The sequence below is a fragment of the Halobacteriovorax marinus SJ genome, from assembly GCF_000210915.2.
Taxonomy (GTDB): domain Bacteria; phylum Bdellovibrionota; class Bacteriovoracia; order Bacteriovoracales; family Bacteriovoracaceae; genus Halobacteriovorax; species Halobacteriovorax marinus.
The window spans coordinates 3399520-3416298 of record NC_016620.1; the positions used below are offsets into that span (position 1 = coordinate 3399520).

Below are 16779 nucleotides of genomic sequence, written 5' to 3' on the forward strand. Positions count from 1 at the left end.
ATGGGTATCTTAAGAAAGCTCATACTTAAAGAATGGTTTAAATTCTTTGCTGGATCAGTCATCGCACTTTTCCTTCTCGTCTCTGTTGCAAATTTAATTTCTGGCTTTCTCAGAGGGAATGTAACTGCGACAGAAGTTATGATTAATCATTTCATTGAGATTCCTGGCTACCTCAATAAAATTTTTCCTGTTTCATGCTTAATGGCAAGTTTATTCAGTATTAATAAACTCAAGACTCGAAGTGAGCTCACTGCAATCTTTGCAGCTGGCTATTCAAGAAAGAATTATATCATCGACTTAATTTTTGCCTCACTCATTGTTACAATTGTTCAATTTATGATGACTTCATATATCTCTCCTTTTTTCAAATCACAGAGAGAGAACTTAATATCTGAATCAACTCATAAATTCAGTAACCTTAAAAGTCAGGGACTAAGATCATCTACCATCGGTAGTGGTAAGATGTGGTATCGCTCTGACGACTATTTCATTGCATTTACAAATTATAATCAAATAAAAAAAGAACTCTACAATGTAACTCTTTATAAATTATCTGCTGACTCATACCTAGAAGAAATTCAGGCCATGCAAAAGGTCTACTGGGAGAAAGGAATTTGGATTGGAAAAAACGTAATAAAGCTAGACGGTCTTAATTTAAAGTCATTTCCTAAGGCAGAAGAAAATAAAGAAAATATAATTAATCTCTACGAAACCCCAGAAGAGCTTAGACAAATCGAAGCCGACATAACAATTTTAAATATTGTTAAGCTTTGGAAGTATATCGATCAATTAAAAACAAGTGGAATTAATATTAATGAGTATATGGTTCTTTTCTACGATAAGTTTGCAAACTCAATCATTTGCATCATCTTTGCTATTTTAGCATCTGTCTCTGTTTTTAACCCGAATAGAAGAAGTAGTTCTTTTGGAAAAAACATTGCTGCCGTTTTCTTTTTTACGATTCTATACTGGCTGGTTTATTCATATTTAATCGAATTAGGAAATAACTCTAAGGTTCCACCAATAGCAGCAACATTCACTGTTCCTATTGCGTTTACAATTATATTAATCGTGATTTTTTCTAGAAATCGGAAATTAGCGAAATGACATCATTTTCATCTATTAAAAAACTTTCTATCTTTTCAATTTTTCTTGTTTTTATTCTCTACACTTGGGACATCGGAAATCTCGATGCGATTAGACAAGGAACAGAAGGATTCTATCTACAAATTGCGAAAGAGATGTTCAATGCTGGCTCAATTCTCACACCTCTATACAACGGAGAGAATCACTGGTCTAAACCACCTCTACAATTTTGGATGGCCAATATTTTCTACTTCATTGGCGGTGGCCCAAGTATTTTACTCTCTAGACTCTCGATTGTTCTCTTCTCTCTAGCAACTCTTATACTAACGTCACAGATTGTCTCAAAACTTTTATCGAAGTCATTTCTACTTATATTTGTTTTTCTAAGTGCTACATTTGGCATGTTTAAATACTCTAGAATCTTTATGATGGAGATGCCTCTTACAATGCTTACAACGCTGGGTGCACTCTACTTTTACCTCTATCTTAATGATAAGAAGTACTCACTTCACCTAGCCTCACTCTTTATCGGCCTCTCGATTCTCGTTAAAGGACCTGTCTCAATTGTCATGGCCGCAGGTGGAATTGGATTATTTCTAGTTTTAGAGTGGTATATGTTTGGCTTCAACTCTAAAGATCTAAAAAAAGCACTTATATGTTTTTTCTATTCTCTCGCAATTGCTTCTATCTGGTTCATCATTTGCACACTAAAGTATGGACATGAATTTATTGATTACTTCTTTTTAAGAGAAAACTTAGGAAAGTTTGCTTCTAAATCTTATCCGATTAGACACGTTTTCCAAGGACTCATTATATTCGCGCTTCCATGGAGTTTGTACTTACCTATTAGTATTTCTCAGATCAAAGACCATTGGATTAAAGTAAAGAATGATAAATTTCTGCTCTTTTCTAATTGCTGCTTCTTTGTCTTTTTCACTCTATGGCTAATTCCATCACAGCGCTCACATCACTATGCCATGCCATCGATTATTTTCTTTCTAATTTCAAACTTCATTCTTCTTAATAATTATCAGTTAAGTCAAAAAAGAGAGAAGATGATGAAGTTGGCCAATATCGTGATCTCTATTTTAATGGCCCTGACTGGTATTCTTCTAAGTTCTCTGCTCGTGTTTAATGAAGTGAACCAATCAGCCTCATTAACAATAAAAGTTTTAACTACTGTAGCCCTTCTCTTTGTTGGTGCCTTTTTATTTATTAAGAGTAAGAAGCAAGTTTCAAAATACTTTATTGCACTCTTTATAATTGGAAATCTCTGGAATATTTTTATTCCATCATTCATTCTTCCTTACATGCCTGATCGAGTAATAAAAACTATTGGATCAGCACAAGTAAGTGCTTCTGTTAGAAAGCCTTACTTTATTGAAGAGGCCCTTGAGAGAAAAATAAACTGGATAGGATCACAGTCAATTCGACAGTATATTCTTGAGAATAACCACTACTATATAATGCATGAAGCCACGTATCGAAGCAATAAACTCGAAGACCTTACAAACGTTGTAACTACTTGGAAAGTTTGGAGAAGAGGGGTCAAGGCCAAGGCCGGAGTCAATGCACTTTTAAATAAGAATATTGAAGAGCTGAAGGATACTGTATACCTTTTAGAAAACAAGCCCTTAAGGTAGACTTACGCGCAGCTTCCATGCTATAAGGGCTCATGGAAAATTCAAGCTTTTTAGAGAACTATAAACTCGAAGGGGAACTCCTTCAAATATTCACTTACCCAGCTCCTGTGCTTAAGAAAGTTGCTGAACCAGTCACTGAGTTTGACGATGATCTTCGAGCTCTTTGCAAAGACATGTTATTTACTATGTATCATGCTCCAGGCATTGGGTTAGCTGCTCCTCAAATTGGAAAGAGCATCAGACTCTTCGTCATGGATATTGATTATGACAGAGAAGAAGTTACAAGAGCTGATGGTTCAAGTGAGCACGTACTCTCAAATTTCAACCCAATGATTTTCATTAATCCAGTTATCAGCAATAAGCATGGAGAGATTCTCTACGAAGAAGGATGTCTAAGTGTTCCTGGTATATATGAAGAAGTTAAAAGGGCCAAAACAATTACTGTAGATTATCAAGATATGTGGGGAGAGAAACACTCTATAGATGCAGATGAACTCCTATCAATTTGTCTACAACACGAGAATGATCACCTAGAGGGAATAGTCTTTCTAGAAAGATTAAGTATGTTAAAGCAAAACCTTTTAAAGAAGAAATTCCTAAAACAAAAAAAGAAGAAAGGACTTTAAATGAAGAAGTTGAATATTATCTTTTGTGGGACACCAGACTTTTCTGTCCCGGCCCTAGAAATGTTATTCAATCATCCTCATGTAAACTTATCTCACGTTATAACAATGCCAGACAGACCAGCGGGAAGAGGACAGAAGCTACAGTCACCTCCCGTAGCTGAGTTTGCTAAGGCTAGCAAGATCTCTCTTATTCAAACAGAGAATATCAACCGAGAAGAAGAAATACTAAATAAGCTTGAAGGCGAGAAAGTTGACGCTATAGTCGTTCTTGCGTTCGCTCAATTTCTAGGTAGTAGAATTTTAAACTTACCTAAATTGGGCTGCTTTAATATTCATACATCACTACTCCCTAGATATAGAGGGGCTGCTCCAATTCAGTACGCCCTGCTTAACGGAGACAAAGAAAGTGGTGTCAGCATTCAGAGAATGGTAAAGCAAATGGACGCGGGGGATCTCGTACACTCTTATCCTATGCAATTAGATGATAATGAAACGGGTGGACAGCTCTATACTAGGCTTAAGTTTCAAGCGGCACTAAGTTTAAATACTGTTATCTCTAAGCTTTTAAATAATAAAATTACCTACACTCCTCAAGATCATGATGCTGCTACATTTGCTCCTACTTTGAAAAAAGAAGATGGATTTCTAGATTTTAGTAATAAAACAATTGAAGAAATTCACAATCAAGTAAGAGCGCTCATTCCTTGGCCGGGCACTTGGTGTAAATTAAACGGAAAAAGACTCAAAGTTTTTTCTGTTGAGAAATCACTTAAATCAATCAGCCCTGGAGCCTGTGACACTAAAGATGGAAATATTCTCATTGGATGTAGCAACGGTACTCTGCGCCTTAGCGACGTGCAGATCGAGGGAAAGAAGAGATGTAGCGATACATCACTAATTAATGGAATGAAGAACTCTACAACTGATTTTACAATTAACTAGGAAGAATGATGATTATTTCACCAAGTTTATTAGCCTGTGATTTCTTAAATATTGAATCTGAATTAAATGCCTTTGAAGGTTTTGAAGATTTATGGTTCCACCTCGACATTATGGATGCTCACTTTGTACCAAACCTTACTTTTGGTCATCCTATTGTAAAATTGATTTCAAAGAAAACCAAAATACCATTAGATGCCCACTTTATGGTGAGCAACCCAGAATTCTTTATTGAAACCTTTAAAGATTTCAATATTCATAATTTTACTTTTCATATAGAGGCCACAGAAAACTCATTTGAGCTTATTAAGAAAGCAAAGAAGTACTATCCAAGTGTCGGTGTCTCTATTAAACCAAAAACTCCTCTAGAAGATATTAGTTCAGAAGTATTAGCGAATATTGATCTTCTTCTAATTATGTCCGTTGAACCAGGCTTTGGTGGACAAGCTTTTATAGAGGAGAGCTATGAGAGAATTGAATATTTTAATAAATTAAAAACACAATATCCAAATCTTACGATTCAAGTAGATGGAGGCGTTAGCAATATCAATGCTGACAAATTAAGAAAAGCTGGAGCCGACAACCTTGTTGCAGGCTCATATATTTTTAAAGAAGGCCCTACTACTTATCGTGAGAAAGTTGAAAGTTTAAGGAGATAAAATGTCTGCAGTTGAGAAAATTACTTTTAATGGACAGTCACTTACAATTGAACAAGTTCATCATATTGCTTTTTCTAAACCTGGAAAGGTTGAAATTAATATTTGCGATAAAGCATTGGAGAGAATGAAAGAATCTCGCGCCTACGTTCACAATATTGTTGAAAAGGGTGAGCCTGTATACGGTATCAACACAGGCTTCGGTGCACTTTCAAGTATGCACATAAAAAAAGAAGACCTAGCAACTCTACAAGTTAATCTTATTAGATCCCACTGTACAGGAACTGGTAAACCATTCAGCAGAGAGATTACTCGTGCAATTATGATTCTTAGAGCAAATTGCCTCATCTCTGGTTACTCAGGTGTTCAACCTGAAATCGTTCAACTTATTATTGATTTTATCAATCACGATGTTATTCCAGTTGTTCCAGAAAAAGGTTCAGTTGGTGCCTCTGGAGACTTAGCTCCCCTATCTCATATTGCGCTTGCGCTCATAGGAGAAGGAGAAGTTATCTATGAAGGAAAACTAGTTAATTCTAAGTTTGCAATAGATCAAATTAAGAAGTCTCCTGCAGTACTAGGTCCAAAAGATGGTCTCGCTCTAATTAACGGTACAGCTGTCATGGCGGCCATTGGAGCTTGCGCAGTTGTAGAAGCTACTAATATTATGAAAATTGCTGATATCAGTGCAGCACTTACACTAGACGGTGTAAGAGGAACTACAAAGGCTTATTACCAAGGTATATCACAACTTAAGCCACATCCTGGTCAAATCGACTCATGTAATAACTTAAATAATCTCTTAGCTGATTCAAAGATAAAAGACTCACACGATGACTGTGGAAAAGTTCAAGATCCTTATTCTTTAAGATGTGTTCCTCAAGTACATGGAGCTTGTAGACAAACTCTTAAACATGCAAGAGAAGTTATCTCAATAGAGCTAAATTCAGTTACAGATAATCCACTTATTTTCTTAGAAGAAGATAAAGTAGTTAGTGGTGGAAATTTCCACGGTGAAGCTCTATCGCTGGTTATGGACTATCTTTCAATGGGTGTTGCTGAGATTTGTAATATCTGTGAAAGAAGAATTGAAAAAATGATGAATCCTAGCTTCTCTGATCTTCCTGCATTTCTAACTAAGAACTCAGGATTAAATTCAGGACTAATGATTGCTCACGTAACAGCAGCGGCCCTTACTTCAGAGAATAAGTACCTTTGTCATCCGGCATCCGTAGACAGTGTTCCAACTTCTACTGATAAGGAAGATCATGTATCAATGGGTGTGACAGCAGGTAGAAAATTATTAGAAGTTATAGACAATGCTAAAACAGTACTTGGTATTGAGCTTCTTTGTAATACACAAGCACTAGACTTTCAAAGGCCACTCAAGTCTTCTCCTGCTCTAGAAGCAGTTCACGCTCTTGTTAGAAAGCATGTTCTTCCAATTGAAGAAGATAGAATTTTCTATAAAGACATGGATAATATTAAAAAGCTTATCTCTTCAAATGAGATTGTTAATGCAGCGGCTGAACACTTAAAAGAAATTAACTAGGAATTATAATGAGTTTAAAAGCATTTAGAAATTTCTCTCAAATTGTAACGCTCGAAAATGCTTATAAGAAAGATGGGCGCCATCTACTTCCAGAAGACCTCTCTATTATCGAGAATGCTTCTATAGTATTTGATAGCGAAGAAATTGTTTGGGTCGGAGAGGACTCAACAATTCCAAGTGAATTTCAATCAGTACCCTTTGAAGACTTCACAGGAAAAACTCTTCTTCCCGAACTTGTAGACTCACATACACACTTAGTTTTTGGTGGAGATAGATCTTCAGAATATTCTATGCGCTTAAATGGTGCCGACTATCAGGCCATCGCCAACGCAGGCGGTGGGATCCTCTCAACGATGAAAGCTACTAATGAAAGTAGTGCTGATCAACTATTTGAAGATGCTGTTGCTAGAGTAGAGAGAATTTATTCCTATGGTGTTGGAACAATAGAAATTAAAAGTGGATATGGCCTTAATTATGAAAAAGAGAAAGAATGCTCTTTGATAATTGAGCGTCTGAAAGATCACTTTGAAGGTCGTGTTCAAATTTCTAATACATATATGGCCGCGCATGCTGTGCCTAAAGAATATAAAACATCTAATGATTACATCAATAAAGTTGTAATCCCACTTCTTAAGGAACTATCTGAAATTGGCGTTATCGACGCTGTAGATATCTTTCACGAAGAAGGATACTTCGATGAAGTAGACACTCAGCAGTTATTTGATGTCGCTTCCTTTTTAAATATTCCCGTAAAGAGTCATGCCGACGAATTTAAAGATAATAAAGGTGCTATTCTTGCGGTTAAGAATAATGCACTAAGTACTGATCATCTTCTATGTACAACTGAAGATGGTATATCTGCCCTAGCCAGCTCTTCAACTGTGGCGACCCTCTTACCTGGAACTGGTTTTTTCCTTGGAAAACCACAGGCCGATGCTGAAGCTTTTTTTAAGGCTGGTGTAAAGGTGGCCATAGCATCTGACTATAATCCTGGATCATGTCACTGCGACAATGTCCTTCTCGTTGCTTCTTTAGCTGCTCCTACATATAAAATGAATATTGCTCAATTATGGGCAGCGATTACAATGAACGCCGCTCATGCCTTGAACTTCAAAAATCAAGGTGCGCTTGTTAGTGGACTAAAGCCTAGGTTTACTATTTTTGATGTAGATAATATTGATAAGGTTACCTATCACTGGGGTGTGAATAAGTGCATCCGCTAAGGATAGCTTACTTATAGAAGTAAGCTATTTCTTAAGTAGATTATCAAACTTCTCGTAGAGCTCTTCAGAACTAAAATCTTTTGCTCCATTTGAAACCTGAATTACTTTTCCCTTATGATAAATAATTGAAACGGGAATTGCCGATATCATAAACTTCTCTAGTATTGATCCATCAGTATCTGCAACATTAGGGAAGTTTAATTTATACTTTTTAGTAATTTTCTTAATATTTTCCATCTGGTCTTCATCATCTTGGTTAATTCCAAAGACCATTATCTGATCGTCATTATACTTTTTCTTCATGGTAACGATTGATGGAAATTCTATTAAACAAGGCTTACACCAAGTTGCCCAAAAGTTGATGATAACAATTGGAGTTTTAAGATCTTTTAATTTAACTTTCTTATTTTCAGTCGTTTTAAGTTCTAAGTCTTTATATAGTGACTCATAGTGAGTCGTAATCTTCTTCTCTACTTTAGTAGCATCGGCCTTAAGATCAAATAATTTGAACATACCCTGCCCTAGACCTATAAACGTTAGGAAAGATACGGCGATAAAAATTGGAAAATATTTCTTCATTGAGACTCCGGTCCCCTTGGATTAGCATTTATTATAATGGAAAAAGCTGATTTATTTAACCAAGAATTCAATTCCCATCAACAAGAATTAGTGCAAAATCTCGACGCCAATATGCACGCCCAAAAGCTTTTAGTCAACCAGAAGGGTCAAGCATTCATAGAGTTTTTATTTATTCTTCTCGCGATGATATTGATTTCATTTGGAATGTTAAAAGGCCTAAACAGCTCAATTTCACAACGATGGCTAGGAACGGTTAAGGCCATTGCAAAGCCAACACCCACTGACATACAATTAAGATAAATTTCATTTAATCACTGAGGATACTATGAATTATATACTCTCGATCGACCAGGGAACAACTGGAACGACTGCCGTTCTAATAGATGCAAATACAATGAACTTTGTAGATAAGCTCAATAAAGAATTCCCACAAATTTTTCCTAGGCCTTCATGGGTAGAACATAATTTAAATGATATTTGGGAAACAGTTGAACATACAGTAAAGCAAATCCTGAAGAATAATAATATCACCTCTGATCAGATCTCATCCATTGGGATAACTAATCAGAGAGAGACAACTTGTGCGTTCAAGAAAAATGGAATTCCACTTTCTAATGCCATCGTTTGGCAGGATAGAAGGACAAGTGAGTTCTGTAATTCTCTATCAGAGAAGAAGGACTACATAAGAAAGAAAACTGGGCTGCAACTAGATTCATATTTCTCAGGTACGAAAATGAATTGGCTTCTAAGTAATAATGAGAATGTTAAAAAGGCCTATGAGAATAAAGATCTTCTCTTTGGAACTATTGATACTTACCTTCTTTATAAATTGAGTGCTGGACAATCTCATAAGACAGAAGCTTCCAATGCATCGAGAACTCTATTAATGGATCTTGAAACAACTGAGTGGTGTGATGATTTATTAGAAATCTTCAAAGTTCCTAGGGAGACACTACCTGAGATCAGTGATTCATTCTGCAACTTTGGTGTAACAAAAGACCTCTCCTTTCTTCCTGATGGTATTCCAATTACAGGTATCCTTGGAGATCAGCAAAGTGCTCTTTTTGGTCAAGCTGGTCTTAAGAGTGGTGACTTGAAATGTACGTATGGAACGGGTGCCTTCATGCTTCTTAACACTGGAACTGAAATAAAAGAGTCACAGCACGGCTTGCTCACAACTGTCGCCTATAAAGAAAATGGCGTCGCCTACTACGCATTAGAAGGAAGTACTTATATTTGTGGAGCTGCAGTTCAATGGCTAAGGGACAACCTTGAAATTATTAAGAATAGCTCTGATATTGAAGATCTCGCTAGAAAAGTTAAAAATCTCGACGAGATGGAACATGTTATGTTTCTACCATTCTTTACAGGTATTGGTTCTCCATATTGGTCGAGTGATGCAAAGGCCTCTATTCTAGGACTAACAAGAGACACAAAGAAAGAGCATATTGCTAGGGCCTGCCTAGATGGAATGGCCCTATCTATTAATGACCTTCTTCAGGCCATGGCCTTAGATACAAATGAAGAGATCAAGACATTGAAAGTAGACGGTGGAGCCGCGCTCAATGAACTTCTTATGAATATACAATCTACAATATCTCAAGTTGAAATCATTAGACCAAAGGTCATAGAGACAACTGCCTACGGAGCTGCTTTAGCAAGTGCTATTGGAGCAGGTATGATTAAAAAAGAAAAAGTTCTCGAGTTGTGGAAGAAAAGTGACTCCTTCCACGGCAATAAAGGAGAGACTTCTCATTACGAAATGAAGAAAGAGAAGTGGACCCACTATATAAAAGCACTATTTCTATAAATTTAAATGCTCTTCAATTTCTTGAATTTTAGAGATACCTATAATTTCTAATTTTGATTTCCCAGTAATTCGCTGGGAAATATTTTTTGAAGTTATTAACTTCTTATACTTCAATCTCTCCATCTCCTTTATTCTCTTATCAATATTACTAACAGACCTGACTTCACCATTGAGTCCGACTTCGCCTATAAGTATTGTTTCTGTATCTATTTTCTTATTTTTAAATGAGCTAAGAAGCGATGATATAATTGAGAGATCTGTGTCTTGCCCCTTTACTTTAATTCCTCCAATTATATTTAAATAAATATCGCTAATATTCATCGGTATACCTAAGTACTTTTCGATCACGGCCACTAACATGGAAACTCTATTTGTATCTATACCCTGAGTTGTCTTTCTTCCCTGCCCATCTACGACTAGGGCCTGAACTTCTATAAAGAGTGGCCTTGTTCCCTCCATAACACAGCTAATACTTCTTCCATAGGCATCAACATTACTTGCATCAATAAAGTACTGCGAAGGATTTAAAACTTGATTGAGTCCTTTCTCATTCATCTCAAATATTCCGACCTCGTTTGTATTGCCAAATCTATTCTTAATAGATCTGAGAATTCTATTATTTGAGAGCTGATCACCTTCAAAGTAAATTACTGTATCCACCATATGCTCTAGAATTTTTGGTCCCGCAATGGAGCCCTCTTTTGTAATGTGCCCTATCACAAAGCAAGTCATGGAACTTCCCTTTACATGATTCATCAATTCATAAGTCACTTCGCGCACCTGTGATACCGAGCCTGCCGCCGATTGAACTTCTCCAGATACTGTCGTCTGAATAGAATCTAGAACGATTACACTAGGGCGAATCTTCTTAATCTGTCCCAAGATAGACTGCCAATTTGTCTCGTTATAAATATAGAAGTTTGCATGAATCAATCCCAACCTCTTCACTCTATCTGCCACTTGATGAATAGACTCCTCTCCCGAGACATAGAGAATATCTTCCTTTGGATATTTCTTTGATAGGGCCGCCAACACTTCAGTTAGCAGTGTCGATTTTCCAATTCCTGGCTCACCTCCAAGAAGAGTTAAGCTACCAATAACAATTCCTCCACCTAAGACTCGATCAAACTCAGCTATACCCGTAACCTTTCTTGAGTACTCCTGAGTATTAACTTCGCTCACCCTCTCAGGCCTAGAGCCCTGCTCGTCTAGTTTTCTTTGCTTAGAGCTCTCCTCCACTTGGACAAGTGAGTTCCATTCACCACAGCCACTGCATTTTCCCTCCCACTTCAAGGCCCTAAAATCACAATTATTGCATAGGTAAACATTTGAAATCTTTTTAACCATAGTAATTCCTTCACGCATTTGAGATAAATTTTGCCAGACGCATCAATAACTTATATGTATTCAGAGAATTAAATAATTTGCACATAATAAGGTGGAAAGATGAAACTAATTTCTATTATTTTATTTACTCTCTTATCCCTATCTAGCTTTGCCGACACCAAGTTCTATTCAAAATTCTCTCCTCATGAAGGAGCACAAGCTTTTGAAATTATTTACAAAGAAGTTAAGGAATCTAAGAAATATGTCTATGCGACAATTTATTCTTGGTCAGACAAGGGTATTACGGACTCTTTTAAAGAGGCCCTCCAAAATGGCGTCGAAGTTAAAATTATTCTACACCCCTCTCTTGCAAAGAAGTCTTCAATCAAAAAAGTTGCAAGTGAGCTTGAGGCATTAGGTGCTGACTTAAAGATTGCAAAAATGAATATGCATGAAAAATTCGTGCTCGTAGATGATGTCTTTGTTGTTAACTCATCTGCAAATATGTCAGGTGGAGCAAAGAATCGCTACAGTGAGAACTTTATTTATCATAGTGATGAAACAGTTGAAGGAAAGTCTGTCTTAAGCCAATTTAAAAAAGAATTTATCATTCTTTGGAACTCTGCAAAAGATATCTTCACTGCAAATGAAGGAATCGCTGAGAAGCTTAACTTAGAAGCACTTAGTAATTCTCCAATCAACTCTAATGCTTCTCTCTACTCAAGTTCTATGAACTTCAAAATTAAAGAGAATAAACCATCATCAAAAGCATACAAGCAGGGTAAGTACTATACATTAAGTCGAATCGGTGGAGTTAAGAATCAAACTTGGACTGTTAGAGATATTATCTTAGATAATATTAAGAATGCTAAAAGTAATATTTATCTTTCACTAAATCACTTCAATATTAGAGAAATTTCTGATGCGCTTATTGAGGCAGTAAAAAGAGGGGTTGATGTTAAGCTCGCAGTTGATAACCAAGAGTTTAAAACTCGAATTAACAATAAAGAAATGACACCTCAATTTGTTAGCGACTGGAAGGCCCTTCCTGGAAACAAAAGTAAGATTGCTCCTGTAAGAGTTAAGTACTACTCTCACTCACCGTCGCCTAGACATTGGCTATTAAACCATCACAAATTTATTATTGTAGATTATAACGAATCAAACTTTGAAGAAACAAAGTTAATCTCTGGCTCATATAATTTAAGTAAGACAGCTGAGCATAACCAATTCGATAATATGGTTGTTTATAAGAGTGTTGCAAACAAGGCCTTGTTTAAGAGCTTCAAAGAAGAGTTCGATAATCAATGGTTTTGGAATAGAGATTCATCAGATAAGCCAAAGAAAGAGATGATCGAGCAATTTACAAATTTGAAAGATGGAACATCTATCGCTCTTCACATGAAAGAAGCTGTTTCATTAAATTGGAAAGAAGTTCTTAGTCTAAGAAGTAAAGTATCTAGAGCCGCTAAAGGATTTTTTAGAGGCCTCTATAGCAATAAAGACTGCCTTTACTACGATGTAACAAAGTCTTCGTTCTGGGGTTGTCCAAGATAATCTCTACATTACCTAAGAGCTAATCATTGAGATTAGCTCTTCCTCTGTAATAATTAGAATCCCCAAATCCTTCGCTTTTTTCAATTTACTTGAGCCACTACTTTGATCATTCGTAACAAGTATATCTGTATTCTTGCTCACAGAGCTTACAACAATTCCACTTGCATCTCTTATCTTAGATTCAATTACTGATCTCTTCTCTGATAAAGAACCAGTTATACAAATTTTCTTATTAGAAACTTTTGTTTCAACTTTAATCACTTCTTCAAAACTAAAACCAACAGACTCTAGCTCTTCTATTAAAGGAAATTTCTCACTCAAAGAAAGATAAAAGTCATCGGCAGACTTCTTTGCAAACCCATCAATTAGAATCAACTTATCTGGCGTAAGAGACTTTACCTTTTCCAAGCTATCATGACCTGCAAAAACAACTTTCTCACATTTATTATAGGCTCCACCACTTATACCAAGAGCGGAAAGAAAGGTGACCAAATCAACTGTCTTACTCTTTTCGATAGCTCCTAATAATTTAGTCGCCAATTTCTCCTTAACTTTATCTAGTGTAAGAAGAGACTCCATATTTAACTTATAAAGATCAGATATTTTTAATACGAGCTTGGCCCTTATCAACTCTTCAAGTCTTTTAGAACTTAGATCATCAATTCCAATTTTTTGAATATAATTTAAAATACTTTCTTTTACGATTGCAGGACATTCACTATTTCTACAAATAAGTCTAATGTCTACAACTTCAATTTCTTCATCACACGATGGACATGTCTTTGGGTAGGAGAATTCCTCATCCGAGCTTTCAACCACCTCTAAAAACTTTGGAATAACTTCACCAGAGCGAATTATTTCAATTCGATCACCCTGTTTTAATTCAAATTGCTTAACGAGACCAAAATTATGAAGAGTAACTCTTGAGATTTTGGCTCCACTTAACTCTACAGGTTTCACATTCGCCACAGGAGTAAGAATACCATTTCTCGAAACTTGCCACAGGATATTCTCTATAACAGTTTCTCTTGATTCACCCTGAAACTTAAACGCCATCTTATACCTAGGATGGTGAGCGGTTTCTCCAAGCTCTCTATGCCACTTCTGATCATTAAAACTAAAGACAATTCCATCTATTAAGTAATCACCCTCGGCCATAAAGTCTTTGGCTTCATCGATTGTCTTAGATAGAGACTTCGCATCTTTATGTAGAGTGTATTCTAGTGTTTCAAAACCTTGCGCCTCAAGATACTTAACCTTCTCTACCTCTGTCTGAACAGAAATATCACCCAATAGCTCGAAGGCCTTAAAAGTTAATTTCTTAGAAAGTTGAAGATGATCTTTTCTAGAAATAATACCTGCGACAATATTTCTTTGAGATGTTGGCTTCTCTAAACCTAGAGCAACCATATCGTCTGACAAACTAAAGAAGTGTTCTTCATCACAGTAAATTTCACCGCGAACTTCTATTCGCTTTTCTTCTTTAATAGTATTTGGGATTGTATCTATCCACAGGGCCTTACTTGTAATATTCTCACCAAATGTCCCATCTCCACGGGTCTTTGCTAAGACTAAGTTTCCATTTTCATAAATTAACGAGCAACTCATTCCATCAATTTTATACATTGAAATGGCTTCTCTTCCATCCATCCAAGTTGCCAGCTCGTCTTCTTTATAAGTCTTTGCAAGGCTTAGCATTTTCTCATCATGCTTTACCTTATCCTCAGCGGTAACTACTGAACCGACCATTTTTAAAATAGGACTATCTGGACTCAACTCTCTTAGTTCGTCCTCTAGTTTATCGTATTCATGATCTGGAATTTCTGTTTGGCCTTTATAATAGAGCACCTTGTGGTGCTCTATTTCTTTTTCTAATTCTTGGATTCTTTTATTACTCATTACAATCTTAAAAGTTGAATCTTACTCCGCCTTTAAAAGCCGTATCCTTAAGTGATATAGACCTACCACCTGAGAACTTAGCCTTATTGCTATTAAACTCAACTCCACCCTCAATATCCATATTTGGACTATAGTTGTGGCTACCACCAATTTCTATATTATAGTTACTACTTGATTCGTCTTCTCCATATAAGAAAACATCCTCACTATAGCTAGATGTGGCCATAAATTCTAGGCGTAAATGAGCTCTAAACTTTTTCATTAGAGGAATACTTCCTTTTCCACCAATAATTAGCCCACTAAAAGAAACTTCACCTATTTTATCTGCTGATAAATCATCATGACCATAAGAGTATTTTGCATATCCAACATAAGCATCTACTTGTGGGCCATAAAAGAAGCCAAGAGGTAAATATCTATAACCAAATTTCAGCTTAAATTTACTATTTGTTGTTGAGTTAGACTCTATAGATAAATTTCCACTTTTCTTTTTTTGAGATCCAAAGTTTGCTCCAAGTTCAAAACTTCCCCAGTAATTTCTTGTGGCCCATAGCTCAGTCTCAACATTAACTCCCATTAGAACACCGCCTAATGAGTTTGTACCTGTTCCTGTAGTACTTGAAACTTTACTCAGGTCAATCAAACCAAAAATCCCTACAGTACCGAGCTTACCAAATGCAAAATCATTCTCTCCACCGGCCTTTTCATATGGAACTTTTAATAAATCATTTTTCTTAGTTACTGCATTCTTCTTCAAAATCACCCAATCATTAACTTCAACTCTCTTTCTAGATTCATACTTATCAATCTTTCCTTGAGCCTGTGTTGGTGAGACATAGAAGATTCTACCATTGGCCAATTTTTCAGTTTCCCAGTCCACAATTTCTTTAAATAGTGGGTGCTTCTTCTTTCTAATTGGTCTGATAACTTCAACAACATCGCCGTTAAAGACGCCGTAACTTTGTCCAAAGTCTACAGTGAATTGATTACCTAGAATTCCTAAAATTCTACCATCATATGGAATCGTCTTTTCATATTGGTCCAGCCAATTCTTAACAGTTTGACCAATAACAACAGGGTCATTATTAGAGAGTTTAAGTTTTTCTTTGAAGTATATATCTTTACCATTATCACTAATTACCGAAGCTTGGACTTCAACACCCTTTCCTTCACTAATTATTTCTACACGAATGATACTTCCGGCTTTAGTTTTCTCTGAAATGACTCTTAATACATCTGGATTATGTAAATGCTCATTTAGGTTTCTTTTATAGTTACCTAGAATATTTATAATCTCAGAATTCGAACGATAGTAGCACCATTCAGAGGTCTTAAGGTATCTCTCAACCTCTTCATACACTTTAAAGCCAAGAGCACCACCAATGGAATCTTTCACTGGAAGTAGCATACAGCGTCTCATAGATTGAGAAGCATAAGAATTAAAGTTAAAGAAGATAAATAAAGTCAGTAGTAATAGTTTCTTCATAGCTCTGCCGGTAATTCAGGAAGGAAATCCTGTTGTTTATTATTCTCATAAAGATCAACTAGCATCTTTAACTCGTCATTCTCTAGTTGTAATGTCTTAAGCTTCATTTCAAGCTCTTGAACTCTAAGCTTTGCCTTCAGAAGTTCACCATCTTCATTCTTTTCTTGGTTCTTACTATAATTTTCCTGACTCATAAAAATGAGAAACTTTCCATTCTCTTTTCTATGCTTCACACGGTTAGACTTAATATATCTTCTGACTGTTGAGACTGATATATCTCGAACTTGGGAATATTCAGAAATGGATAGCCATAATCCTTCAATTTGCATAATCACTCCATGATTTATGTAGTCTTTTTATTCTATTCAATTTGTTCTGAATAATCAAAGGTATCAAA

General features: G+C 36.1%; 15 protein-coding genes. 10 read left to right on the forward strand and 5 right to left on the reverse strand.

What is annotated here, in order from left to right; translation table 11 throughout:
• From BMS_RS16330 to hutI, 7 genes are read left to right on the forward strand one after another with little or no spacing between them, the layout of a single operon-like run.
• The gene (locus BMS_RS16330; RefSeq protein ID WP_014245927.1) at positions 1–1107 is read left to right on the forward strand and encodes an LptF/LptG family permease; all 1107 of its coding nucleotides are present in this window, start codon (positions 1–3) and stop codon (positions 1105–1107) included.
• A complete protein-coding gene (locus BMS_RS16335; protein ID WP_014245928.1) occupies positions 1104–2729 on the forward strand; it encodes an ArnT family glycosyltransferase in 1626 nt (541 codons plus the stop codon). The genes BMS_RS16330 and BMS_RS16335 overlap by 4 nt, the downstream gene beginning before the upstream one ends.
• A 32-nt stretch (positions 2730–2761) precedes the next feature.
• Entirely contained in the window at positions 2762–3355 is a 594-nt protein-coding gene (gene def / locus BMS_RS16340) for a peptide deformylase (RefSeq protein WP_014245929.1), read from the forward strand.
• Positions 3356–4297, forward strand: coding sequence for a methionyl-tRNA formyltransferase (gene fmt / locus BMS_RS16345; RefSeq protein WP_014245930.1), 942 nt, complete (start codon positions 3356–3358; stop codon positions 4295–4297). It begins immediately after the preceding gene.
• Positions 4298–4302: 5 nt separating this feature from the next.
• Positions 4303–4953 (forward strand): ribulose-phosphate 3-epimerase, encoded by a 651-nt coding sequence (gene rpe / locus BMS_RS16350; protein ID WP_014245931.1) that lies wholly within the window; start codon positions 4303–4305, stop codon positions 4951–4953.
• 1 nt (position 4954) lies between these two features.
• On the forward strand, positions 4955–6502 hold the full coding sequence (gene hutH / locus BMS_RS16355; protein WP_014245932.1) for a histidine ammonia-lyase: 1548 nt from the start codon (positions 4955–4957) through the stop codon (positions 6500–6502).
• Positions 6503–6510: 8 nt separating this feature from the next.
• The gene (gene hutI, locus BMS_RS16360) at positions 6511–7725 is read left to right on the forward strand and encodes an imidazolonepropionase (protein ID WP_014245933.1); all 1215 of its coding nucleotides are present in this window, start codon (positions 6511–6513) and stop codon (positions 7723–7725) included.
• 24 nt (positions 7726–7749) lie between these two features.
• Here the strand turns inward: hutI and BMS_RS16365 are convergent, their stop codons facing one another.
• The gene (locus BMS_RS16365; RefSeq protein ID WP_014245934.1) at positions 7750–8304 is read right to left on the reverse strand and encodes a TlpA family protein disulfide reductase; all 555 of its coding nucleotides are present in this window, start codon (positions 8302–8304) and stop codon (positions 7750–7752) included.
• Between the two features lie 36 nt (positions 8305–8340).
• Here BMS_RS16365 and BMS_RS16370 point away from each other — a divergent pair, with 36 nt between their 5' ends.
• Entirely contained in the window at positions 8341–8604 is a 264-nt protein-coding gene (locus BMS_RS16370) for a hypothetical protein (RefSeq protein WP_014245935.1), read from the forward strand.
• 25 nt (positions 8605–8629) lie between these two features.
• Positions 8630–10114 (forward strand): glycerol kinase GlpK, encoded by a 1485-nt coding sequence (glpK, locus tag BMS_RS16375; protein ID WP_014245936.1) that lies wholly within the window; start codon positions 8630–8632, stop codon positions 10112–10114.
• Here the strand turns inward: glpK and radA are convergent.
• The gene (gene radA, locus BMS_RS16380; RefSeq protein WP_044557737.1) at positions 10109–11461 is read right to left on the reverse strand and encodes a DNA repair protein RadA; all 1353 of its coding nucleotides are present in this window, start codon (positions 11459–11461) and stop codon (positions 10109–10111) included. The two genes, glpK and radA, sit on opposite strands and share 6 nt — an antisense overlap.
• Positions 11462–11560: 99 nt before the next feature.
• On the opposite strand from radA, the gene BMS_RS16385 reads away from it, so the two are divergent.
• Positions 11561–12997: a phospholipase D-like domain-containing protein gene (locus tag BMS_RS16385; RefSeq protein WP_014245938.1), complete on the forward strand. Its 1437-nt coding sequence runs from the start codon at positions 11561–11563 to the stop codon at positions 12995–12997.
• 12 nt (positions 12998–13009) lie between these two features.
• Here the strand turns inward: BMS_RS16385 and ligA are convergent, their stop codons facing one another.
• From ligA to BMS_RS16400, 3 genes are read right to left on the reverse strand one after another with little or no spacing between them, the layout of a single operon-like run.
• Positions 13010–14896: an NAD-dependent DNA ligase LigA gene (gene ligA / locus BMS_RS16390; RefSeq protein WP_014245939.1), complete on the reverse strand. Its 1887-nt coding sequence runs from the start codon at positions 14894–14896 to the stop codon at positions 13010–13012.
• Positions 14897–14903: 7 nt separating this feature from the next.
• The gene (locus tag BMS_RS16395) at positions 14904–16382 is read right to left on the reverse strand and encodes a hypothetical protein (protein ID WP_044557739.1); all 1479 of its coding nucleotides are present in this window, start codon (positions 16380–16382) and stop codon (positions 14904–14906) included.
• Positions 16379–16711, reverse strand: coding sequence for a MerR family transcriptional regulator (locus tag BMS_RS16400; RefSeq protein WP_044557740.1), 333 nt, complete (start codon positions 16709–16711; stop codon positions 16379–16381). The genes BMS_RS16395 and BMS_RS16400 overlap by 4 nt, the downstream gene beginning before the upstream one ends.
• Between the last annotated feature and the right edge of the window lie 68 nt (positions 16712–16779).

Coding starts and splice junctions, on each gene's coding strand:
- BMS_RS16330 (WP_014245927.1), top strand. CDS start 1: ATGGGTATCTTAAGAAAGCTCATACTTAAAGAATGGTTTAAATTCTTT.
- BMS_RS16335 (WP_014245928.1), top strand. CDS start 1,104: ATGACATCATTTTCATCTATTAAAAAACTTTCTATCTTTTCAATTTTT.
- def (WP_014245929.1), top strand. CDS start 2,762: ATGGAAAATTCAAGCTTTTTAGAGAACTATAAACTCGAAGGGGAACTC.
- fmt (WP_014245930.1), top strand. CDS start 3,356: ATGAAGAAGTTGAATATTATCTTTTGTGGGACACCAGACTTTTCTGTC.
- rpe (WP_014245931.1), top strand. CDS start 4,303: ATGATGATTATTTCACCAAGTTTATTAGCCTGTGATTTCTTAAATATT.
- hutH (WP_014245932.1), top strand. CDS start 4,955: ATGTCTGCAGTTGAGAAAATTACTTTTAATGGACAGTCACTTACAATT.
- hutI (WP_014245933.1), top strand. CDS start 6,511: ATGAGTTTAAAAGCATTTAGAAATTTCTCTCAAATTGTAACGCTCGAA.
- BMS_RS16365 (WP_014245934.1), bottom strand. CDS start 8,304: ATGAAGAAATATTTTCCAATTTTTATCGCCGTATCTTTCCTAACGTTT.
- BMS_RS16370 (WP_014245935.1), top strand. CDS start 8,341: ATGGAAAAAGCTGATTTATTTAACCAAGAATTCAATTCCCATCAACAA.
- glpK (WP_014245936.1), top strand. CDS start 8,630: ATGAATTATATACTCTCGATCGACCAGGGAACAACTGGAACGACTGCC.
- radA (WP_044557737.1), bottom strand. CDS start 11,461: ATGGTTAAAAAGATTTCAAATGTTTACCTATGCAATAATTGTGATTTT.
- BMS_RS16385 (WP_014245938.1), top strand. CDS start 11,561: ATGAAACTAATTTCTATTATTTTATTTACTCTCTTATCCCTATCTAGC.
- ligA (WP_014245939.1), bottom strand. CDS start 14,896: ATGAGTAATAAAAGAATCCAAGAATTAGAAAAAGAAATAGAGCACCAC.
- BMS_RS16395 (WP_044557739.1), bottom strand. CDS start 16,382: ATGAAGAAACTATTACTACTGACTTTATTTATCTTCTTTAACTTTAAT.
- BMS_RS16400 (WP_044557740.1), bottom strand. CDS start 16,711: ATGCAAATTGAAGGATTATGGCTATCCATTTCTGAATATTCCCAAGTT.